The 21,028-nt window shown below is 44.0% G+C and carries 20 protein-coding genes, 6 tRNA genes and 1 pseudogene; 6 read left to right on the forward strand and 21 right to left on the reverse strand.

The features are described from left to right. Window positions 1–64 precede the first annotated feature (64 nt). The 4 genes from M72_RS05290 to M72_RS05305 all read right to left on the reverse strand — a co-directional run bounded on the left by M72_RS05290 (window position 65) and on the right by M72_RS05305 (window position 3,158). Complete coding sequence (locus M72_RS05290) at window positions 65–469, reverse strand: hypothetical protein (RefSeq protein ID WP_055067455.1); 405 nt, start codon at window positions 467–469, stop codon at window positions 65–67. Window positions 470–484: 15 nt separating this feature from the next. Beyond that, window positions 485–1,444, reverse strand: coding sequence for an ROK family protein (locus M72_RS05295; RefSeq protein ID WP_055067456.1), 960 nt, complete (start codon window positions 1,442–1,444; stop codon window positions 485–487). A gap of 213 nt (window positions 1,445–1,657) precedes the next feature. Next, the gene (locus tag M72_RS05300; RefSeq protein ID WP_055067457.1) at window positions 1,658–2,812 is read right to left on the reverse strand and encodes an alpha-galactosidase; all 1,155 of its coding nucleotides are present in this window, start codon (window positions 2,810–2,812) and stop codon (window positions 1,658–1,660) included. Window positions 2,813–2,816: 4 nt separating this feature from the next. Next, complete coding sequence (locus tag M72_RS05305) at window positions 2,817–3,158, reverse strand: hypothetical protein (protein ID WP_055067458.1); 342 nt, start codon at window positions 3,156–3,158, stop codon at window positions 2,817–2,819. Between M72_RS05305 and M72_RS16285 the strand changes: the two genes are divergently transcribed. Further along, the gene (locus tag M72_RS16285) at window positions 3,145–3,303 is read left to right on the forward strand and encodes a helix-turn-helix domain-containing protein (RefSeq protein WP_082413793.1); all 159 of its coding nucleotides are present in this window, start codon (window positions 3,145–3,147) and stop codon (window positions 3,301–3,303) included. The two genes, M72_RS05305 and M72_RS16285, sit on opposite strands and share 14 nt — an antisense overlap. Here M72_RS16285 and M72_RS05310 read toward each other — a convergent pair. Beyond that, window positions 3,300–5,333 (reverse strand): glycoside hydrolase family 127 protein, encoded by a 2,034-nt coding sequence (locus M72_RS05310; RefSeq protein WP_141652699.1) that lies wholly within the window; start codon window positions 5,331–5,333, stop codon window positions 3,300–3,302. The genes M72_RS16285 and M72_RS05310 overlap by 4 nt on opposite strands. A gap of 124 nt (window positions 5,334–5,457) precedes the next feature. On the opposite strand from M72_RS05310, the pseudogene M72_RS18210 reads away from it, so the two are divergent. Beyond that, a pseudogene (locus M72_RS18210) lies at window positions 5,458–5,544 on the forward strand (hypothetical protein); the annotation flags it as partial. Here the strand turns inward: M72_RS18210 and M72_RS05315 are convergent. From M72_RS05315 to M72_RS05325, 3 genes are all read right to left on the reverse strand, one after another. Beyond that, window positions 5,523–6,254 carry an Ig-like domain-containing protein gene (locus M72_RS05315; RefSeq protein ID WP_082413794.1) on the reverse strand — a complete coding sequence of 244 codons (732 nt, stop codon included), beginning with the start codon at window positions 6,252–6,254 and terminating at the stop codon, window positions 5,523–5,525. The pseudogene M72_RS18210 and the gene M72_RS05315 overlap by 22 nt on opposite strands. Window positions 6,255–6,453: 199 nt before the next feature. Then, window positions 6,454–6,996 carry an NADH peroxidase gene (locus M72_RS05320; RefSeq protein WP_022045230.1) on the reverse strand — a complete coding sequence of 181 codons (543 nt, stop codon included), beginning with the start codon at window positions 6,994–6,996 and terminating at the stop codon, window positions 6,454–6,456. A 29-nt stretch (window positions 6,997–7,025) separates the two neighbouring features. Continuing rightward, entirely contained in the window at window positions 7,026–7,415 is a 390-nt protein-coding gene (locus M72_RS05325) for a Fur family transcriptional regulator (protein WP_022045229.1), read from the reverse strand. A 175-nt stretch (window positions 7,416–7,590) separates the two neighbouring features. Between M72_RS05325 and M72_RS05330 the strand changes: the two genes are divergently transcribed. Next, window positions 7,591–8,523, forward strand: coding sequence for a DUF6128 domain-containing protein (locus M72_RS05330; protein ID WP_055067461.1), 933 nt, complete (start codon window positions 7,591–7,593; stop codon window positions 8,521–8,523). On the opposite strand, the gene M72_RS05335 is transcribed toward M72_RS05330, so the two are convergent. Beyond that, the gene (locus M72_RS05335; RefSeq protein ID WP_242853355.1) at window positions 8,510–9,073 is read right to left on the reverse strand and encodes a GNAT family N-acetyltransferase; all 564 of its coding nucleotides are present in this window, start codon (window positions 9,071–9,073) and stop codon (window positions 8,510–8,512) included. The two genes, M72_RS05330 and M72_RS05335, sit on opposite strands and share 14 nt — an antisense overlap. Before the next feature lie 85 nt (window positions 9,074–9,158). Between M72_RS05335 and tadA the strand changes: the two genes are divergently transcribed. Beyond that, a complete protein-coding gene (gene tadA, locus M72_RS05340; RefSeq protein WP_022045226.1) occupies window positions 9,159–9,638 on the forward strand; it encodes a tRNA adenosine(34) deaminase TadA in 480 nt (159 codons plus the stop codon). On the opposite strand, the gene M72_RS05345 is transcribed toward tadA, so the two are convergent. Then, a complete protein-coding gene (locus M72_RS05345) occupies window positions 9,625–10,158 on the reverse strand; it encodes a prolyl-tRNA synthetase associated domain-containing protein (RefSeq protein ID WP_055067471.1) in 534 nt (177 codons plus the stop codon). The two genes, tadA and M72_RS05345, sit on opposite strands and share 14 nt — an antisense overlap. Before the next feature lie 135 nt (window positions 10,159–10,293). On the opposite strand from M72_RS05345, the gene asnB reads away from it, so the two are divergent. Beyond that, a complete protein-coding gene (gene asnB, locus M72_RS05350) occupies window positions 10,294–12,141 on the forward strand; it encodes an asparagine synthase (glutamine-hydrolyzing) (RefSeq protein ID WP_055067462.1) in 1,848 nt (615 codons plus the stop codon). Window positions 12,142–12,253: 112 nt separating this feature from the next. Here the strand turns inward: asnB and M72_RS05355 are convergent, their stop codons facing one another. The 4 genes from M72_RS05355 to M72_RS05370 form a co-directional block, all read right to left on the reverse strand. Continuing rightward, window positions 12,254–13,120 (reverse strand): carbohydrate ABC transporter permease, encoded by an 867-nt coding sequence (locus M72_RS05355; RefSeq protein WP_055067463.1) that lies wholly within the window; start codon window positions 13,118–13,120, stop codon window positions 12,254–12,256. A gap of 5 nt (window positions 13,121–13,125) precedes the next feature. After that, window positions 13,126–14,043, reverse strand: coding sequence for a carbohydrate ABC transporter permease (locus tag M72_RS05360; RefSeq protein ID WP_055067464.1), 918 nt, complete (start codon window positions 14,041–14,043; stop codon window positions 13,126–13,128). 154 nt (window positions 14,044–14,197) lie between these two features. Further along, entirely contained in the window at window positions 14,198–15,607 is a 1,410-nt protein-coding gene (locus M72_RS05365) for a type 2 periplasmic-binding domain-containing protein (protein WP_055067465.1), read from the reverse strand. 61 nt (window positions 15,608–15,668) lie between these two features. Next, window positions 15,669–16,691 carry a LacI family DNA-binding transcriptional regulator gene (locus M72_RS05370; protein WP_055067466.1) on the reverse strand — a complete coding sequence of 341 codons (1,023 nt, stop codon included), beginning with the start codon at window positions 16,689–16,691 and terminating at the stop codon, window positions 15,669–15,671. 480 nt (window positions 16,692–17,171) lie between these two features. On the opposite strand from M72_RS05370, the gene M72_RS05375 reads away from it, so the two are divergent. Next, a complete protein-coding gene (locus tag M72_RS05375; protein ID WP_055067467.1) occupies window positions 17,172–19,616 on the forward strand; it encodes a glycoside hydrolase family 94 protein in 2,445 nt (814 codons plus the stop codon). 125 nt (window positions 19,617–19,741) lie between these two features. Here the strand turns inward: M72_RS05375 and M72_RS05380 are convergent, their stop codons facing one another. From M72_RS05380 to M72_RS05410, 7 genes are all read right to left on the reverse strand, one after another. Further along, on the reverse strand, window positions 19,742–20,215 hold the full coding sequence (locus tag M72_RS05380; protein ID WP_055067468.1) for a DUF2798 domain-containing protein: 474 nt from the start codon (window positions 20,213–20,215) through the stop codon (window positions 19,742–19,744). Between the two features lie 130 nt (window positions 20,216–20,345). Then, window positions 20,346–20,418 (reverse strand) — tRNA-Phe (locus M72_RS05385). A 6-nt stretch (window positions 20,419–20,424) separates the two neighbouring features. Further along, window positions 20,425–20,498, reverse strand: a tRNA-Met gene (locus M72_RS05390). Between the two features lie 44 nt (window positions 20,499–20,542). Beyond that, a tRNA-Tyr gene (locus tag M72_RS05395) sits at window positions 20,543–20,624 on the reverse strand. A gap of 26 nt (window positions 20,625–20,650) precedes the next feature. Further along, window positions 20,651–20,723: transfer RNA gene (locus M72_RS05400), tRNA-Thr, on the reverse strand. Between the two features lie 11 nt (window positions 20,724–20,734). After that, window positions 20,735–20,807: transfer RNA gene (locus M72_RS05405), tRNA-Val, on the reverse strand. Window positions 20,808–20,837: 30 nt separating this feature from the next. Beyond that, window positions 20,838–20,911, reverse strand: a tRNA-Asp gene (locus M72_RS05410). Window positions 20,912–21,028: the final 117 nt, after the last annotated feature.

Genomic DNA, 21,028 nt, shown 5'->3' on the forward strand with positions numbered 1-21,028 from the left:
TATGAAATTTTAAAAGGAGGCCGCATTATGCGCCTCCTTCTTTTATTTCCTATATTTCCCCGGTCTATTCCGCATATTGTGCATCAAACAGTTCCAACAAAAAATCATGGTACAAACGCTGATACTCTTCATGAAAAGCTGCCGCAATATTCGCATCCCCGCCTTCCATCTGTGCCGCCTCAAATAATGCAAATGCATTCTCATAAACCTGCGGATTCTTCTCATAAAACGCTTCCGTCAATCCATCCTGAAACGCGAACTGCGCCGCCTGTGAAAGATTGTCCATAAAATCCTCCCGGCTGACATTACCGGATTCCTCATAATCCGACAGAAAAATATGCTTATCCGCAGATTTTACAAAATCCTCGTATGCTTCCCTTACATCCTCATAAGTAAGCGGAACATAATGTTCTTTCCAGTAGGCATCAAATGCATCCTTATCTTTAAACTGTTCAAAAATTTCTTCCATAATGACTCATTCTCCTTATCGTTCCTTACCGCTTATCAGATTTGCCGCACCGATGATTCCCGCCTTATTTCCAAGAACCGCACATGCAACTTTCGGAATAAACGCCTTGCTGCCACCAAAGCATTTATCCTGAATGTATGTTTCAAGAGGCTCTGTCAGTTTTTTCCCCTGATTGCAGATTCCTCCCGATAACAAAACAATATCCGGCCGGAAAATATTGACAAAATTTGTAATGGTTTCTCCAAGATAGCAAATATAATCATTTACTACTTTTTCTGCTGCTGTATCCCCATCCTGTGCGGCATCAAACGGAATTTTTCCATTCATGTGCGAAAGGTCTCCCTCACACATCGCATTCAGGCTGGATTCCGGGTACTGCTGCGCGGCTCTTTTTGCATCGCGGATCAGCGCTGTCGCCGATACATATGCCTCCACGCAGCCTTTCCGTCCGCATGTGCACGGCTCACCGCCACATATCAGACTTGTGTGTCCGAGTTCGGCACCTCCTGCATGTGCGCCCTCAAACACCTTTCCATCGAGAATAATTCCACCGCCCACACCGGTTCCAAGGGTCAGCAGAATGGCATTTTTTGCATGCCGCGCCGCGCCGGCTTTTACTTCACCCAAAGCCGCACAGTTTGCATCATTGGAAACTGCAATCGGGCAGGAAAAGTACTGTCTTAACTGTTCTGTGAGCGGAACATTTTCCCACCCGAAATTATTGGAATACAACACAACTCCATGTACTGCATCAATCGTTCCCGGGCTTCCGATTCCTATACTCTTCAGCTGTGTTTCCCCGATACCTTTCTGCTTCAAAAGCGTTTTTACCAGTTCTGCCATATCCCTTATGATGTCCTGATACGGTCTCTCTACATTCGTCGGCACAGATGCTTCTGCAATTATATGCTGTTGTTCGTCAACAATCCCTGCTTTTATATTGGTTCCACCAAGATCAATTCCTGCTCTGTACATTTCTTCCTCACTCAGTCTGTTATGATTCTAATCATACTTACTCTGTCAATATATTGGTTTCAAAGAAAAAAGTCAAATAGTAACTTCAAAAACACGCGCCATGACCGGCTGCTCATATTCCACCGTGATTGTATGATCCTGATTGATGCGCACATGCTGTGCCTCTTCCACCGAATATATCATATTCTTCCTGATCACTGGTAGACTGGATACTTAACCGGGACAACAGGGCATAGTCCATGCGCAAGCCTCCACTGGAACAATTTTCGCGCTGTCCCACCAGATTCCCTTTGCGTACCATCCGGCATCAATAACAAAATATTCACATCCGGCCTTTGCTGCAGCATCAATCAGCGGTAATTCTTTTTCCGTCGTTGGATCTGCCCACAGACAATTCATATAATCATTAAAAATTACCGGGAGTGTATCATTGTCACGGTTTTTTCTGCGGATTCTTCGCCGGTATTCCGTTATTGCAGAAAATGCATCTGATATATCTGCCCGCACTGCACCCACTGCTGCCGGCACACTTTCAAATGTCTCTCCCGGGCGCAGCACCTTACTGAAATGTGACTGTATCTCGTTTGGCCCGCTGACATTCAAAACATAATGATCATTCTGGTCTGCGATCTCATAATGCCAGGAACCATTGTTTTCAATCTGCCAGATCAGCCCCGCGCCACTCTGCGGATGGCTCAGAAACCCCATCGGCAGATACTCTTTTGTGGACCAGTTCCCGGTATTGTAAACTTCTATTGTTTTGGAACTTCTCCGGATACTTTTCGTCTGTGTCACCGGAAATCCAAGCTCTTCAAACGAATATCTGCGCCAGTTCAGCTCTTTCTGCCACCCATTATGCGGAATATACAAAAAGTTTCCATCTCTTTTAATTCCAGAGCAGGTAAAGGAGGACAGGTACGTCAGCACCTGTTCCTCCTCTCCCTCATTCGTTACATGGTTGACAAATCTTGCCACCGGCACTCCGTCATAAAACTGTATGTCGGTCTGTACACAGACTCCGGTAAGAGGATCTTTCTGCCGGATCTGAAGCATTCTCCCGGATTCATTCTTTGTATCCTGCATATTTTCATATTTCAGATAACATCCGGGAGAAGTCACCACATATTTATTTCCATGCCGCTCATATGGCCGATCATAGCCAGCCAGTTCCAGCTGCACCAGAGGAAATCCTTCATCCATCATCCGGCATTCATCCTCCTGCCTGCATTCCTGTACGGACATATCCTCTGCCTGTGGAACGGAAGAAAAGTGTAAAAATTTGATCTGATCATTCCGTGTAATTCCAAAAACCAGAAAAATCCCATTTTCTTCTATTTCTATCATCTGCTTCCAATATGCATGTTCCATATAATTAAATAACTCCTTTGTCTGTATAATTTACTTCAAGCTCTGTCTGAATTGCAACCCCCGTCATACCATGCACCATAACCGACGGATGGTATTGCGGATGGTCCACGGTTACAGAAACCGTATTGCCCTCTCTCTTTGTATTTGCAACAAGCACGGTCTTTCCGGACACATCGGTAACTTCTGTGGTAATCTCTGCACCATCTTTGATTTCAAACAGATGCAGTACTACATTCTCTGCATATTCATAATCCGGCAGCTGATCATTTTCGCCCATGGCAAGTACCGTATTTTCACGCACAAATACCGGCAGAGAAAAATAATCATAGACTATGGAACGTGCCAAAGAGCTCTTAGGGCAGCCTGATATAAAAATCATGGATATTGCGGAACGTTTAGGCTATGCCGATAACCACTATTTCAGCAAAGCATTCCGGACCTATTACCATGTCACGCCAACGCAATACCGCAATCAGTTGCAGAACCCTTAAGGGTTCTGCACGCGTGTCCATACCTGCATTTCGTTTTCTCCGCGGTTTGCCCATGTGTAATACGGAATATAATGCAAACGTACCTTTTGCTTCTGCGGCTTTTGATACATGTGATAGAGAGTCTCCTCTGCATCCCCACTCTCTGTCAGCCGCCACCCGTCTGTTTCTACCATTTTTACTACGGTATCGCAGATTTTTCCCTCCGACACCGATGCATGCATATCTGTATCGACCAACAGTTCATGCAGGTTCTTTCCATTGTCTTTCTCTTCAAGGCAGTAAACCACAGGGCCGCGCATAATCGCTGCCTTGCCAATATCCTCGCGGACACGCTCCGATGCGGCAAACATCTGTACCTCCATTGGAAAATCAATACAGAAGGTTTCTTCCCTGTTCCACACTTTTTTCAAATACAGGTATCCATCTTTTTCTTCCTGTGCGGCATCCTCTATTCCGGAAATTTTATAATTTTTACACCATCCCGGTATCCGGAGTGCCAGCGTCATTTTTGCATTTTCAGCCTGCACACGGATCTTTATGTTTCCTTCCCATGGCATATCTGATTCCATCTGCACGTTTACCGTTTTCCCATTCACCGTTTTTTCCACATTGCTTCCCATATACAAATGCACAAACAGCGTATCCTCATTTTCTGTAAATGCATAAGATCCAATGGAACTGATCAGGCGCGCAAGATTTGGCGGGCAGCATGCACATCCGAACCATTTCTGCCGTACCGGTTTGACATGAAATTTCCGTTCATCTTTGTGGCACGCCTCCGGCAGCACCTCCAGCGGATTCACATAGAAAAAGCTTTTTCCGTCCAAAGCCATTCCGCTTAATACGCCATTATACAATGCCCGCTCCATAATATCTGCATATTTTGCATCCGGAACAATTTCCAGCATACGCCGCGCCCAGAACATCAGTCCGATCGATGCACAGGTCTCTGCGTATGCCGTATCATTCGGAAGATCATACGGAAAAGAAAAGGCTTCTCCCAAATGTGTTGCACCGATGCCCCCTGTAATATACATTTTCTTTTTCGTCACATTATTCCACAGACGTACACATGCCTGATACAGTTCTTCGTCCTTTGTAATACGTGCAATATCTGCCATACCGGAATACAGGTACACGGCACGGACTGCGTGACCAAACGCCTCATCCTGCTGCCGTACCGGCAGATGTGCCTGATGATAGCTATACCGCAATTCATTCTCATGCCCTTTCTTTACGGTTTCCGGATGTTCTTTATCAAAGTAATATGGTTTTGTGCCTCTTTCATCAATAAAAAAGCGGCTTAAATCCAGATACTTTTGTTCTCCTGTAACTTCATAAAGACGGACGAGTGCCATTTCTGCAATTTCATGTCCCGGATATCCCTTGCATTTTCCTTCCTCCGGTCCGAAATAATCTGTAGCATAATCCGCGAATCGTTCCGCCGCATGAAGCAGTTTATCTTTTCCCGTTGCCTCATAATATGCCACAGCACCTTCGATCAGATGCCCCATACAGTACAATTCATGATGGTCGCGTAAGTTGGTAAAAATACCATCTTTTCCATTGATAATATAATATGTGTCCAGATATCCGTCTTCCTGCTGTGCCGCACAGACAATATCAATTGCAGCATCTGCAACCTTTTCCAGATCCGGATCGGGATGCTGCGTCAGCGAATATCCGACCGCTTCCACCCACTTGGAGAAATCCGTATCCTGAAATACATATCCATAAAACTCATCCTTGAGATTTTCGGGATCTTCCGGTAACATCTCAAATCCACGGTATGTATACGAAGGTTCTTTATATGCAGCTCCCTGTTTTCTCTTTTGCCGGTTCATTTCTGCTGCCACTTTAAAATTATGCATACAATAACTTGGTGCTGCGCCTTCTACTTTATCATTCAACGCATTCCACTGATAAGGGATCACCTCCGTACGCACCAGTTCCATCTCATTTTTCCAGAATTTATCTGTAATCTGCATCCTGCGCAATGAAACAGGATATGAAAATTTTTCTTTTTCCATATGCATTCCTCCTAATGTATAATCAAGAAATCACTACCCAATTTATCTTCTTTGTTATATACTTATAGTATATATTTTATGTCAAAAAATCCATTGTCAAACCGGAAAGCAGCATGTATAATTTCATCTGAGCAAGGCATTTAAAAAACAGTTTGGAGTATCCCCTTCCAAATACAGAAAAGCATTCTGTCAATATCTTGTTTCCACATAGAAACCACTTTCCTGCAGCTCCTTTTTTGTTATTTTTCTTCCCCAGTGAACGGTGGCATTATAGTTTCCTTCCACGACCGTAAGCGTATTTCCGTTCTTCTGGAGAACCGTAACGGAATGTTCGTTTCCGATGCGGATATGATCGCCTGCCTTGATCCTGCTGAAATTGCTGTGTTTTGTCACCGGTGCATATTTGCCAAACACTTTATCACTGATTTCTCCACACAGGGCAATACATCCATAACACTGACAGTTCGTGGCTTCCCAGAAATACTGCCGGTTTTCGTTTGTCCAGGACAGACCCTCTTTGTAAGTCTTTTTCATAGCCATAATTTTACGTCTGGCCTGTTTTGTGGTAATTTTTTTACTCACACCGACCTTGCAGGTCATAGAACCGATCAGATTTCCACCGGAAACCGAAATCATTGCTTTTCCCGGTTTGATTGCTTTTACCAGACCTTTTTTATCTACTGTTGCGACCTTCGGATTGGATGACTTCCACACCATCTTTCCGGTCGTTCCATTACACACAAGCTGCTTTGTTTTTCCAACACGGAGTGCCACATCATATGTATTCATCGACGCGGTACCAACGATTTGTATGTTTTTCTGATCGCTGTCTGCCGCCATAACCACTCCCTCTGAGGGATACCAGACAAAAACGCACATAAAAAGTATAAAACTGATCCATCTCTTTATATATCTCTTCACAACTGCAACCTCCCACCTTGCTCTTTTTTGTCACTGTTTTCAGTAACACTTTTCTATATTCTATAATCATGCGACTTTTGCTGTCAATAGTTTTCCCTCCGAACGGACATGGAAAACAGATGATTTGCTGCAGAAAAAAAGGATAGACAGTTAAACAACCATCTATCCTCTGAAATGCTTATTTTATGCGTTTTAAGGATTAACCAAAATATCTCTTTAACAGACCGGCAAATGCTTTTCCGTGTCTAGCCTCGTCACGAGCCATCTCATGAACGGTATCATGGATTGCATCAAGGTTTGCTGCCTTTGCTCTCTTTGCAAGATCTGTCTTTCCTGCAGTCGCTCCATTCTCAGCTTCTACTCTCATTTCGAGGTTCTTCTTTGTAGAATCTGTTACTACTTCACCAAGAAGCTCTGCAAATTTTGCAGCGTGCTCTGCCTCTTCATAAGCAGCTTTTTCATAATACATTCCGATCTCCGGATATCCCTCACGGTGGGCAACTCTTGCCATAGCCAGATACATACCAACTTCAGAGCACTCTCCCTCGAAATTTGCGCGAAGATCTGCAAGAATGTCTTCACTCACGCCTTTTGCAACACCAACTACATGTTCGGAAGCCCAGGTCATTTCACCCTCCTGCTTTACGAACTTCTCTGCCGGTGCATGGCAGATCGGGCACTCTGCCGGTGCAGCCTCACCTTCATAAACATAACCACATACGGTACATACAAACTTTGCCATTTTAAATGTCCTCCTTATTATAAATTTAATTAATGGGTGTTTTTCTTTTTGCAGTCCGGGCATAATCCGGAAAACAAAATGGAATGGTTTTCAATTGTTCCATCAAACTGCTCCGCTGCAATCTGATTTAACTGTTCCTGGGAAGGCATGTCCAGATCCATCACACATCCACACTCTCTGCAAGAAAAGTGGTAATGCGGTGCCGGGTTTCCGTCAAATCTGTCCGGGCCTCCACTGACAGTAATTTTTTGAATCTCCCCCAGATCAGACAAAAGAGAAAGATTCCGGTAAACAGTTCCGAGACTGATATTTGGAAATTCGTCTTTGATACTCATATAAACCGTTTCCGCAGTCGGATGATCATAGCGGCCTGTCAGGCACTGCCGGATCGCCTCCCGCTGACGACTTCGTTTTATCATAATACTCTCCCTCATTTCTCCATTAGTTCAAAACAATAACAGGAACTGTTACTGACATTATAATAATACTTTAGTACCAAAATGTCAATCCTTTTTTTCAAAATAAACGACATATTTTTTTCCCCGGCTCATAAACTATACAAGACATCAAATACAAAACAGGAGAATTCTTCAATTGAGACGATTTATTACTTATATTTATGAATATGAACAGGGAAACCGCGGACGAAATACCGGGTTCATCCGCACCGATCTGCGCGAAAACAGCTGCCGTATGGAACTTCAGATCCGGGGGTTTGACCGTTTCAAGGGAAAATGTCCGGTCTATCTGACAGTATATGAAAATGGTCTGCAGGCTATACCTGTTACCGAATTATTGCTCACGCAGGGTATGGGATCCTGCAGCTTTACCTGTGAAAATAATCGGATCGGAAACAGTGGTTTTGACGTGCATCAGGCACAAACCCTGACCATTGCCTGTGGCAACGGAAGGTTTCTGACCGGATGCCTTTCTTCCACTCCGGTTCCGGAGGCACTCCGGGGAGAATTTTTAATCTTTCAGGAAAAAGAAGCGGTACCGCCTGCCGCTCAGGCACAGACAGAGCCGGTCATACAGACGCAATCTACAACCGAACCAGAGCGATTCCGTCAGCCGCAAGCCATGCCAGAACCGGAACCCGTCCGACAGCCGCAAGACATACCAGAACCGGAATCCATCCGGCAGCCCGAAACTACTCCTCAACCGGAAACGATCCAACAGCCGAAAACAATCCCTCAACCAGAAGCAGCCCGGCAGCCACAAACCTCTTATCAGAAAGTAGAAATTCAGGATATCCGAAAGCTACCAAAAAGCAACTGGAATCTGTGCAACAACCGTTTTCTTCTGCACGGTTTTTTCAATTATCACTATCTCATGTTGAAAACGCTGGAAATGAATGGAGAAAAACGACAGTTTCTTGGAATTCCGGGAATCTATGAGCAACCGGAACGTATGATGGCAATGCTCTTTGGTTTCCCGGAATTTGAGGCAGCAGCCGCAGTATCCTCAGACTCCAAAGACATGACCGGAGTTTTCGGATACTGGATGTGTCCGCTTAATCAGGATTAATCATGCAAAACTGCGCATGATCCCGCCACTTTTGATTGAGCATCATATAATCATGGCAGATGCCTTCGTACACGAACCCCACCCGTTCAAGCAGCCGGATACTTGCCGTATTATCCGGAAGTGCCCATGCCATGGCACGGTGAAGTTTTAAATCCCGGAACACCAGATCCATAATAAAACGCAGTGATTCCGTTGCGTATCCGCGATGATGATATGCGCTGGAAAACTTATATCCAACCTCACACTGTTCAGAAAATCCACGTGTAATATGATGTACACATATCGTCCCTATGATACGCTCCGGATGCTCTTTCTCATATACATAAAACCGGAACAGTGTTCCCTGTACTGCCATGTTATACTCAAACAGGAGCATCTGTCTCTGGAACTGGCGGGTATAAAAATTCGGCATCCGATCCGGCTCAAATTTTTCAAACAGTTCTTTATCCCGCATATAAAAATCCAGTACCGCATCTGCCTGATCCGGCTTTATTATTTTTAAAAGAAGACGTTCTGTCTCATATGCAAATAACATACTTCTTCCTTCCATATGATTTCTATGGTATAGTATTATACTGTAATTAAAAGGTTACTTATCCCCATAATTATCATAACGATTTCAAGGAAGAATGTCTATGACTGATGATGAAAAATTTATGAAAGAAGCCTTAAAACAGGCGAAAAAAGCCTATGCGATCGATGAAGTCCCGATTGGATGTGTGATTGTCCAAAACGGTAAAATCATCGCAAGAGGATATAACCGGCGCAACATCGATAAAAATACGCTTGCCCATGCAGAACTGTCTGCCATCCGCAAAGCAAGTAAAAAAACAGGTGACTGGCGGCTTGAGGACTGTGACCTCTACGTTACGCTGGAGCCATGCCAGATGTGTGCCGGTGCAATTGTACAATCCCGTATGCGGCGGGTAATCATCGGTTCCATGAATCCCAAAGCCGGATGTGCAGGATCTGTCCTGAATCTTCTGCAAATGCAGCAATTTAACCATCAGGTGGAAATTACCAGAGGTGTTCTTGAAGAGACCTGTTCTTCCATGCTTTCTGCTTTTTTCCGGGAACTGCGCCAGCGCAAAAAGAAGCCGGCTAAATCCGAATGATCTTCGCCTCGTGATGCATTGCAGGAATGATTTTTTCCATCAGATCTGCAGTGCGCACACGCAGGCTGGACGTATTAATACACGGATGGCATCCCACATATTCTCCCTTTAAAACATCTTCATCAATGACCAGCTGCACATGATTTTCCACATCATTCATAAGCCCCAGCACGCTGACCGATCCCGGTGTGATATCGAGGTATTCTTCCATATACGATTCATTGGCAAATGAAAGCCGGCTTGTACCAAGCTTTTTTGACACATCCTTTGTCACGAGACGTTTATCTCCCACAATCATCAGAAGATAAAATTCTTTTTTATTTGCCGTACACAAAAACAGATTCTTGCATATGGTAGCTTCCAGCACGCGGTCTGCCTCCTCACATGCTTCCATCGTCATCAGAGCTTCATGATCCACCCTGTCATATATAACGCCAAGTTTATCTAAAAAATCATACACACGGATCTCCTTTTCCAGTCTTCCTGACGTATCCGCGGGTCTTCCCTGTTCCAGTTTCAACATAATTCTTCCTCTTTTTCTTGTATTTTGTACTCATCATACCCCTCTTTTTTGCATTTGTATAGAAATTTCTGCATAGACTAAAACCAAGATGGCTGCTTTTAGAGCCGCAGCCCAACGGTAAGGAGACAAATTATGTGTGGAATTTCAGGCTTTTGCGATTTTTCATTAAACTACTATGACAAAAAAACCTTCTGGGAAACGATCCTTGTACAAATGCACGAAACTTTAAAACACCGCGGTCCGGATCAGGCGATGATTGATCTACAGCCACATGTGGGGCTGTCACATGCACGCCTTTCCATCCGCGATCTTAAAAGCGGTATCCAGCCTATGACACGTACTTTCCACGGGAAAACCTGTTCCATTGTTTACAATGGAGAAATTTATAATCACCGGGAACTGCTGCCCGAACTGCAGGCAGCCGGATATCGCTTTACCACAACATCCGACACGGAAATCATTCTGTGCGCTTATATGCATTTTGGAAAAAATTTTGTTGAAAAATTAAATGGAATTTTCGCATTTGCAATCTGGGACGATACCACCAGAGAACTGCTTCTCTACCGTGACCGTGCCGGCACAAAGCCTTTGTTTTATACCCAGACCGGAAGCTCCTTTGTTTTCGGATCGGAACCCAAAGCATTATTTTGTCATCCGGATGTCACTCCATCCATTGACAAAAACAGTCTGCAGGAAATTCTGGCGGTCGGTCCGGCACGCACCTACGGAAACGGCGTATTCACAGGCGTAAAGGAAGTTATGCCGGGACATTATCATATATTCTGTCCGGACGGACAGCACGACATTCTCTACTGGGATCTGCCCTGCCGGGAACATAAAGATTCCTATGCCCAAACCGTACAGACCGTTTCTTTTCTCGTGCGTGACACTGTAGAACGACAGATGGTGTCCGATGTTCCGGTATGCACCTTTCTCTCCGGCGGCATTGATTCTTCGATTGTCACTGCATTAGCCGCCCGCCATATGCAAAAAGAAGGAAAAATTTTAAACACGTTTTCTTTTGACTTCTCTGAAAACGAGAAATATTTTAAGTCCAATGCCTTTCAGCCGGAACGGGATCTTCCTTACGTCAACCGGATGCTGCAATATTGTAAAACATCCCACACCTATTTAGAGTGCAGCCAGGAGGCTCTCTTTGCCGCCCTGTCCGATGCGGTCACCGCCAAAGACCTTCCCGGAATGACCGATGTGGACGCCTCTCTTTTGTATTTTTGTTCCGAAGTCGCCAAACATAATAAAGTAACTCTCACCGGAGAATGTGCCGATGAAATTTTCGGCGGCTATCCATGGTTTTACCGACCGGAACTTATGAACCGGGATGGTTTTCCGTGGTCTGCCGATCCTGCTGCACGTACCTCCATTCTTTCCGATGACGTGCTTCGCACGCTGGATCTGGCAGAATATTCTCATGCACGCTATGAGGAAACACTCTCCCACGTTCCGCATCTGGATGGCGAATCCCCTGAGGAAGCCCGCCGTCGTGACATTGGCTATCTGAATATCAAATGGTTCATGCAGACCCTGCTCGACCGCATGGATCGCACCAGCATGTACTCTTCCCTGGAAGCCCGTGTCCCATTTGCCGATCACCGGATCATGGAATATGTTTTCAATGTGCCGTGGCAGATGAAATATCGGAATGGAGTCGAAAAATCCCTGTTGCGGGATGCCTGTGCCGATCTGCTGCCACGGGAACTGCTCTGGCGCAAAAAAAGCCCGTATCCAAAGACATACCATCCGGCCTACGAACAGATGCTGATCAGGCGCATGCGGGAAATTCTGAACGATCCGAATTCTCCGGTACTGCCGCTTCTGGACCGTTCCAAAACAGAAGCTTTCCTTGCCGCACCAAAGGAACTCGGCAAACCATGGTTCGGCCAGTTGATGGCAGGTCCGCAGCTCATTGCTTACTTTATCCAGATCAACACCTGGATGCAGATCTATCATTTGTCCATCTGACGTCCCGACACCGAATATCAATCATTCTTCACTAAAAAAGGAGTTGCCCCGCAAAAGGCAACTCCTTTTTGTAGTACAGCATCAACTGCAGTTTTTAACGTTATATTTCACATTATCCCTTGACACTTCCCAGTGCAATACCCTGAACGATATGCTTGGAAAGAATCAGATATACAACGATAACCGGCAGGATCGAGAATGTAATCATCACATATACCTGGCCCATATCAAACTTCAACCAGTCTGCTGCACGAAGCTGTGCAATCAGAATTGGAAGTGTTTTCTTTTTATCATCATGCAGAATCAGTGCCGGTGTGAAGTAATTGTTCCAGCTGCTGACGAATGTGAAAATTGCCTGTACGGCAATCGCCGGTTTCATAAGCGGAAGTACGATACTGTTGAAGGTACGGAACTCACCGGAACCATCAATCCGCGCTGCCTCAATCAAAGATAACGGAAGTGCACTCTCCATGTACTGCTTCATGTAGAAGAATACAACCGGAGAAGCAATCGTTGGAACAATGAGTGGAATAAAGGAATCCATCAGTCCCATCTTTGTTACCAGCTTGATAAATCCAAGTGCGGTAACCTGTGTCGGAATCATCATGATCATCAGAATAAATGGATAAATAAACCGTTTCATCCTAAACTCATACGCATGGATCGCATATGCGGTCATGGTTGAGAAATATGTACAAAGCACTGCTGAGCAGGCAGCGATGATCAGACTGTTGAACATTCCATACCAGATTGGAAGCGTTCCGTGCACCAGATTGTTCCAGTTTTTTAACAGGTTCGTACTTGGAATCGCGGTAAATCCGGATTGTAACTGTCCGTTTGATCTGGTTGCATTGATAAACATAATGTAAAACCAGAACAGACAGAAAAATGAGATAATAATCAATACTACATAGGCGATGACGCGCCGTGCATGAAGTCCTACACCCTTCTGGATGTCATTTTTATTTGTCTTTGCCATATCAATTACCCCTTTCTCTTGTCATTGCCGGTAACCTTAAATACGATCAGGCTTAAGACTGTGGTAAGAATGAACAGTACAACGGACAGTGCTCCTGCCATACCATAGTTCTTACTGAACAGATGCTTATTCAGATACATGATCAAGGTCATGGTAGATCTCATCGGATCACCGGTTCCGTTTGTCAAAATCTGTGGTACATCGAACAGCTGCAGACCACCGATCAGGGATGTGATAATTACATACACCAGAATCGGGCGAAGCAGTGGAAGTGTTATCTTGAAAAATACCTGTGTGGAAGTAGCTCCATCCACCTCGGCTGCCTCAAACAGAGAAGTATCAATTCCCATCATTCCGGCCATCAGAAGAATGGTCGTATTACCAAACCACATCAGGCAGTTCATCATGGCGATCAGGCCTCTGGCACTTCCTGCGTGTGATAAAAATTTATAAGGTTCTGAGATAAATCCGATCTGCATCAGTAAAGAGTTGATTGGTCCTCCATCTGAAAAGAGAGTGAAGAACAACATGGAAAATGCAGATGCCATAATCAGGTTCGGCAGATAAATAACCGTTTTGAAGAATCTGGACCCTTTTAATTTCAGACGGACATCGGAAAACCATGCACCTAATAAAAGGGAGAGGAAAATCTGTGGTATGAAGCACATGATCCAGAGAACCATCGTGTTCTTAAAATACGTCCAGATATCTCCACTGCTGAACAAAGCCTTATAGTTATCTAATCCAACAAATCTCGGTCCAACCTGTGTCAGACCAGACATGTAATTTTCAAAAAAACTGTTATAAATGGTGTTTACTAACGGTACCAGCTGAAATATTACAAATACAACGATAAATGGAATCAGAAATATGTAGCCCCATTTATTATATCTGACCGCTTTTCCTCCACTATTACTTTTCATAAGACCTACCTCCCAACTGGTATGTTATGATGAATATAGTTTTTGTTACACATAGTTTTTGTTAAAATGACCGTGCCTCCATTCCTGTATGGCAGGCACGGTCCCTGTGGTAAGGCTTGCTCCTTCTGGTAAGGCGCAAGCCTTATCACCTACTTTAGTATGTCAGTTCTGGGTACTTCTCAGTTACAGCCTTGTAGAAGAGATCAAGTGCCTCATCCTTTGTTGCTTTTCCTTCGAAGTAGTTCTTCATAGCGTTCTGGAATTCCTCGTTACATCCCTGATCGTAAGAAGAAAGGTTGCTTAAATCAAGTGTCTCAACACCTGCACAGTACATTGGAAGAGGATTCTGACCACCAAGAATCTTGCTGCTGTATTCTTTATTGTCTTTTACCTTAATTGATCCATCTGCCATTCCGTTCATAACCGTGCTGTTGTTTACGAAATCATCATCATCAACTACGATATCTTTCATAATATCGTCATCGGTTGTCATCTTTAACATAATGTCTTTTACAAGGTTAGCATTGTCCGTTCCCTGAGCTGCACAAATCCATGTACCACCCCAGAAGAATCCCTGCGGTCCCTGAGCTGCGCCCCATCCACCGTTGTAACCGATAGATCCTTCTGTATCAGCTGCCATAGAGAAGTTTACTAACCATGCAGGTCCAAAGTAGCAGAATACTTTACCCTGTGGATAGAAGCCTTTTGACCAGTCATCTGACCAGAGATCACATGTACCTGTCTCTCCTGCATCTACCTGAGCCTTGGAATCATCTACCCATTTCATAATATTGTCATCAATGCTGATCTTGTTTCCGTCTACCCACTTGGATGTTACATTGTTGGAGTATACACGGTAAGTATCGTTTGCAGAAGCGGTCATCTTGTAACCGGCATCTTTCATTTTCTTTGCCGTATCGTTATATGTATCCCAGTCCTTTACACTTTCCTGAACCTTATCCGGATCATCTGTTCCAAGAACTTCTTTTGCTGCATCTCTGTTATAGAAAAGAACACCCGGACAGCCCTGCCATGAAAGACCTTTTAAAACTCCGTTGGAATCGGTAACGATATCTTTTGTGTACTGATACTGCTTAGACAGATCATCATCGGTAATTCCCAGATCCTTGATCGGCATTGTGTAGTCCGTATCTACATACTTCAGTGCGTAATCAGCTTCTACAAGGAACAGATCGATCTTGTCATCTGCCGGAGCATCTGCCTGATTTAACAATGTTGCATCCAGATTGTTCTGATATGCGTTGTCATCGTTTGGTGTAATGTTCCAGACAACATCTACATCTCCGATTTTACCATGTGTTGCGTCTACTTCCTTATAATCCGGATAGTGAGCGGTAATACGGCTCTTGAACTCCTCGTTCCAGCAGTAAATGTTTAAAACCTTTCCTGTGTCTTCTGCCGGTTCGGATACTTCAGAACTGGTATCTGCCTTTGAAGTGTCCGGTGTTGATGCATTGTTATCACTCTCTTTGCTTCCACAGCCAGCAAACATTGTTGCTACCATTGTTGCGCACAGCAGTGCACTTACGACTTTCTTTTTCATATAAAACCCTCCTTAATATTGTTGACCTTCTGGTCTGTTTGTTTTGAAGAAATCTTCCGGTTTATTCCTTCGGCTGAATTGCACCTACGGATTGTCCCGGAACTAAACTTCCTTCTATAACGACTCTCTCAACGAGAGTTGTTCTCGGTTTTTCAATGGTTCCGATGAGCCTTGTTGCTGCTTCACTTCCAATTATTTCTGTATTCTGACGAATTGTTGTGAGTTTTGGATATAAAAGCTGCGAAATCATCGTACCGTCATATCCGGCTACCGAAATGTCTCTCGGGATGCGAAGTCCCATTTCAATAATGACATTTCTTCCTCCTATTAAAGAAGTATCATCCGGATAAATGATGCAGGTCGGTGGAGCCTCTAAGTTCAACAGTTCCCTTGTCTGTTTTGCTGCTCCTTTGGTTTCCAGATAATCGGCTGTCCGGACGTATGTATCGGGAATTTCAAGTCCAAGCTCATCAATCGTCCGATAAAAGCTTGCCAGCCGGTCCCTTGTAACACTGGACCCTTCCTGTCCATGAATATATGCAATTTTTCTGTGTCCCTGACTGTATATGTACTTTACTAAATCTTCCATACCCTGTATATTGTTGGAAGTAACTGCGGTGCAGTTATGATGCACATAATCAATCGTAACTACAGGTATTTCACTGTTCATCAGCTCGATCACATCCGGGTCGTCAAAATTGGCACATACAATTACGACTCCCTCAAAATTCCGGTACCGGCAATGTTCATAATAGGACATCTTCCGGTTTTCAAAGCAGGTATTGATAAATGTAATATCATATCCTAACTTTTCTGCCTGAATCTTAAGTCCGTTCAGCACACCGGAGAAATATTCATGGGTCAGGCCTCTTCCGGCTTCCTCCTCGAAGAGTACCCCGATATTATATGAACGGTTCGTCTTAAGTGCTCTGGCCGCTGCATTCGGAAAATATCCAAGTGTCTGCGCCGTTTGCTTTACCCGGTTTTTTGTCTCTTCGCTGATATCTTTATGATCATTCAGTGCTTTGCTTACGGTCGCAGTAGAAACACCACATCGTTCAGCAATTGTTTTTAAAGATACCATATCATTCCTCCAATGTTTCGGGAAATTTTCTTAATCGTTTTCGTAGCTTTAATATACGCCCATATGCCTGTAAATGCAATACTTTTTTGTCATTTCGTCAATTTAAACACTTTATTCTTGACTGTTTTGTGCATATTGTATGTGTATTTTGTGTCCGTGCATGCGCACGCTGTTTTATTCTTATACGTTTACGCAATTTTTTGGTTTTTTAATGTTGCGCACGCATTTGTTGCTTTCTTATATTTTTTGTTTTCGTTTTTGTTCAAGTTGCTGTATTTGCCTGTTTTAAGCCATTTTGTGTTGATTTTTTAAATTTCAGAGACTATACTCTATTTATAAAAGAGAGCACTTAAACGTTTTCGCTCTCATAGATAAGTGGCATTTAAAACAAGCACGATGGATTGATTACTCCACCAAATGCTTCTTTCCACTTTCATCTACTATGTCACAAGTAAATAATTTTATATGGAGGATACACACATGAAATTTGGATATTTCGATGATGCGAACAAAGAATATGTTATTACCTCTCCTAAGACACCACTCCCATGGATCAACTATCTGGGTTCTGAGAATTTCTTTTCTCTGATCTCCAATACCTGCGGTGGCTATAGCTTCTATAAAGATGCAAAGCTTCTTCGTCTGACGAGATACCGTTATAACAATGTTCCTTTCGACAGCAATGGACACTACTACTATATTAAAGAGGGCGATACCATCTGGAATCCCGGATGGATGCCAACCAAGACCGATCTGGACGCTTATGAGTGTCATCACGGTATGGGCTACTCCACCTTCCGGAGCAGTAAAAATGATCTGCAGGCAGAGCTGACCGCATTTGTTCCGGTTGGAAAGAACTGTGAGATCAATCAGCTGACTCTTACCAATAACAGTAAAGAGACGAAAGATTTTTCTGTTTTTTCTTATGTAGAATTCTGTTTATGGAATGCAATGGACGACATGACCAACTTCCAGCGTAATTTCTCTACCGGTGAAGTAGAAGTTCATGGATCTGCAATTTATCATAAGACCGAATACCGTGAGCGTCGTAATCACTATGCACTGTATGCAGTGAATGCCCCGGTAGACGGATTTGATACTGACCGCGATTCCTTCCTTGGAGCATACGGAGAAAACTCTGCTCCTGAAGTTGTCGTGTCCGATCAGTCCAAAAACTCCATTGCCAGCGGATGGGCTCCGGTAGGCTCCCATCATCTGAAAGTGTCTCTTGCTCCCGGCGAATCCAAAACTTTCGTATTTATTCTGGCATACATAGAGAATCCTGTTGAAGAAAAATGGATCGGACGTGCCGAAGATGGAAAGATTAACCGCACACGTGCGGAAGCTCTGATGAAAGAATTTGATACCAAAGAAAAATCAGAAGCAGCACTGGCTGAACTGAAAAAATACTGGGATGAACTGCTTTCTCACTTTACGGTATCCTCTTCCGAGGAAAAACTGGATCGTATGGTAAATATCTGGCATCAGTATCAGTGTATGGTCACATTTAATATGAGCCGTTCTGCTTCCTACTTCGAATCCGGTATCGGACGAGGCATGGGATTCCGTGATTCCTGTCAGGATCTGCTTGGTTTCGTACATCTGATTCCGGACCGCGCAAGAGAGCGTATTCTGGATATTGCAGCAACACAGTTTGAAGACGGAAGTGCATATCATCAGTATCAGCCTCTGACCAAGAAAGGTAATTCTGATATCGGAAGCGGTTTCAACGATGATCCGCTCTGGCTGATTGCAGGTACCGCAGCATACATCAAAGAAACCGGGGATTACACCATCCTGGATGAAAAAACGCCGTATGACAGTGATCCTTCCAAGGCAACTGATTTTATGGAGCATTTACGCCGTTCCTTCCACTACACCATCGATCATCTCGGACCGCATAAACTTCCGCTGATCGGCCGTGCAGACTGGAATGACTGCCTGAACTTAAACTGCTTCTCCACAGAACCGGGAGAATCCTTCCAGACATTCGGCCCATCCGAAGGACCAAATGCAGAGTCTGTTTTCATTGCCGGTATGTTTGTCCGTTACGGTAAAGATTATGTAGAGATCTGCCGTCACAGAGGGCTTGAGGATGAAGCAAAACTGGCAGAAAATGCTATCGCAGAAATGGAAAAGACGGTTCTTGATGCTGGCTGGGATGGAGAATGGTTCCTGCGGGCATACGATCATTACAAAAACAAGATTGGTTCTAAAGAATGTGAAGACGGTAAAATTTTTATCGAGCCACAAGGCTTCTGCGTTATGGCAGAGATCGGTCTGAAAGAAGGAAACTGTCTGAAAGCCATGGAATCCGTAGAAAAATATCTGGATACCAAATACGGTATTGTACTTCTTCAGCCACCTTATCACAGATACCATGTAGAACTTGGTGAAATTTCCTCTTATCCACCAGGATATAAAGAAAATGCCGGTATCTTCTGCCACAACAATCCTTGGATTTCCATTGCAGAAACCGTTGTCGGACGTGGAAACCGTGCATGGCAGGTATATACAAGAACCTGTCCTGCATATATCGAAGATATCAGCGAAATTCACCGTACCGAACCTTATGTATATTCGCAGATGATTGCCGGAAAAGATGCTCCAAACTTTGGAGAAGCCAAGAACAGCTGGCTGACCGGTACTGCAGCGTGGACATTCCTGGACGTTTCCCAGTATATTCTCGGAATTCGTCCGGATTACGACGGATTGACCGTCGATCCATGTATTCCATCCACTCTGGATGGTTTCGAAGCAAAACGTGACTTCCGTGGTGTGACCTATCACATCAGCGTCCGTAACCCAAAACACGTAGAAAAGGGTGTTGCTTCCATGACCGTTGATGGCATTGCCGTAGACGGAAATACGATTCCATTACCAACCGGCAAGACAGAAGTCTCTGTCGAAGTGGTTATGGGCTAATACTTAATCACAGTAATTCTTGTTTCCGGTTTTGTGCCGGAAGCAGTTTTACCATTTTTCATTATTTTCCTACCCCCAAAAAGAGGGTGCGCATTATGCGCACCCTCTTTTTATTCATGATGATTTTATTTATGATGAATCGCTTTTTTCACCCATGTAAATAAGTTTCTTACAAATACTCCTCCAAAAAAGATCTGCCAGCATAATGCCATTGGGAAGTTTAATGCAAATTTTTGCAGCCACACTGCGATCACCTGATTTCCCGGATGTGCAAACAAAACTGTGGCAATCAGACTCATTACCGGACACATCAGACATACGATCATAGAACAAATTGCAAGTGTCACAAAGACCGGCTTGTCTTCTTTCGGATTTACCAGACGAAATGCCAGCATCGTTGCCAGTTTCTCCACTACAAAATACTCCAGGATACATGCGATCGGCCACATAATCGGTATTTCATGAAACGCCAGCAGAAAAACTTCGTTTGTCATTCCGCCTTTGTCGATTGCGATGTTATAGCATACCATGGCATACACCATGACAAACGCCATAACAAGTGTAAATAAAATATTTTCGAGTCTACTCTTCTTTGGCATAATTTTGCCCTCCTTTAATATAAATAAATTTGAGCATAGAAAAACACACGCGTGTTGTTCGTTAATCAGTGAGTAATGCACACATGTGTCGTTTCCAATTATACCAATATGTTCTCTATACAATTAAAAGTGCCTAGTTCCGGAATCGAACCAGAGACACGAGGATTTTCAGTCCTCTGCTCTACCAACTGAGCTAACTAGGCACATAGTTGCGGGAATAGGATTTGAACCTATGACCTCCGGGTTATGAGCCCGGCGAGCTTCCAGACTGCTCCATCCCGCGATAATATATTTTATTATATGCAATTACTGAAAAAGTAATTCCAATGGGCAGAGGTGGATTCGAACCACCGAAGCAATTTGCAGCAGATTTACAGTCTGTCCCCTTTGGCCACTCGGGAATCTGCCCATATATACAATATGAAATTGTATAAAAGCCGATGATCGGACTCGAACCGATAACCTGCTGATTACAAATCAGCTGCTCTGCCAATTGAGCCACATCGGCATATGAATAAATGGGACCTACAGGGCTCGAACCTGTGACCCTCTGCTTGTAAGGCAGATGCTCTCCCAGCTGAGCTAAGATCCCATATCGTAATCGTAAAAACAATTACTGAAACGACCCAGACGGGACTCGAACCCGTGACCTCCGCCGTGACAGGGCGGCGCTCTAACCAACTGAGCCACTAGGCCATAAATAATATACTTTCAAAACTTCATACAGATTCAACCGCTTTTTTAATCAAGCCCTCGACCTATTAGTAACAGTCAGCTCCATGTGTTGCCACACTTCCACCTCTGCCCTATCTA

It is taken from the genome of Roseburia faecis, assembly GCF_001406815.1.
In the GTDB taxonomy this organism is placed as follows: domain Bacteria; phylum Bacillota; class Clostridia; order Lachnospirales; family Lachnospiraceae; genus Roseburia; species Roseburia faecis.

Coding starts and splice junctions, on each gene's coding strand:
- M72_RS05290 (WP_055067455.1), bottom strand. CDS start 469: ATGGAAGAAATTTTTGAACAGTTTAAAGATAAGGATGCATTTGATGCC.
- M72_RS05295 (WP_055067456.1), bottom strand. CDS start 1,444: ATGTACAGAGCAGGAATTGATCTTGGTGGAACCAATATAAAAGCAGGG.
- M72_RS05300 (WP_055067457.1), bottom strand. CDS start 2,812: ATGGAACATGCATATTGGAAGCAGATGATAGAAATAGAAGAAAATGGG.
- M72_RS16285 (WP_082413793.1), top strand. CDS start 3,145: ATGGAACGTGCCAAAGAGCTCTTAGGGCAGCCTGATATAAAAATCATG.
- M72_RS05310 (WP_141652699.1), bottom strand. CDS start 5,333: ATGGAAAAAGAAAAATTTTCATATCCTGTTTCATTGCGCAGGATGCAG.
- M72_RS05320 (WP_022045230.1), bottom strand. CDS start 6,996: ATGGCAAAGTTTGTATGTACCGTATGTGGTTATGTTTATGAAGGTGAG.
- M72_RS05325 (WP_022045229.1), bottom strand. CDS start 7,415: ATGATAAAACGAAGTCGTCAGCGGGAGGCGATCCGGCAGTGCCTGACA.
- M72_RS05335 (WP_242853355.1), bottom strand. CDS start 9,073: ATGGAAGGAAGAAGTATGTTATTTGCATATGAGACAGAACGTCTTCTT.
- tadA (WP_022045226.1), top strand. CDS start 9,159: ATGACTGATGATGAAAAATTTATGAAAGAAGCCTTAAAACAGGCGAAA.
- asnB (WP_055067462.1), top strand. CDS start 10,294: ATGTGTGGAATTTCAGGCTTTTGCGATTTTTCATTAAACTACTATGAC.
- M72_RS05355 (WP_055067463.1), bottom strand. CDS start 13,120: ATGGCAAAGACAAATAAAAATGACATCCAGAAGGGTGTAGGACTTCAT.
- M72_RS05360 (WP_055067464.1), bottom strand. CDS start 14,043: ATGAAAAGTAATAGTGGAGGAAAAGCGGTCAGATATAATAAATGGGGC.
- M72_RS05365 (WP_055067465.1), bottom strand. CDS start 15,607: ATGAAAAAGAAAGTCGTAAGTGCACTGCTGTGCGCAACAATGGTAGCA.
- M72_RS05370 (WP_055067466.1), bottom strand. CDS start 16,691: ATGGTATCTTTAAAAACAATTGCTGAACGATGTGGTGTTTCTACTGCG.
- M72_RS05375 (WP_055067467.1), top strand. CDS start 17,172: ATGAAATTTGGATATTTCGATGATGCGAACAAAGAATATGTTATTACC.
- M72_RS05380 (WP_055067468.1), bottom strand. CDS start 20,215: ATGCCAAAGAAGAGTAGACTCGAAAATATTTTATTTACACTTGTTATG.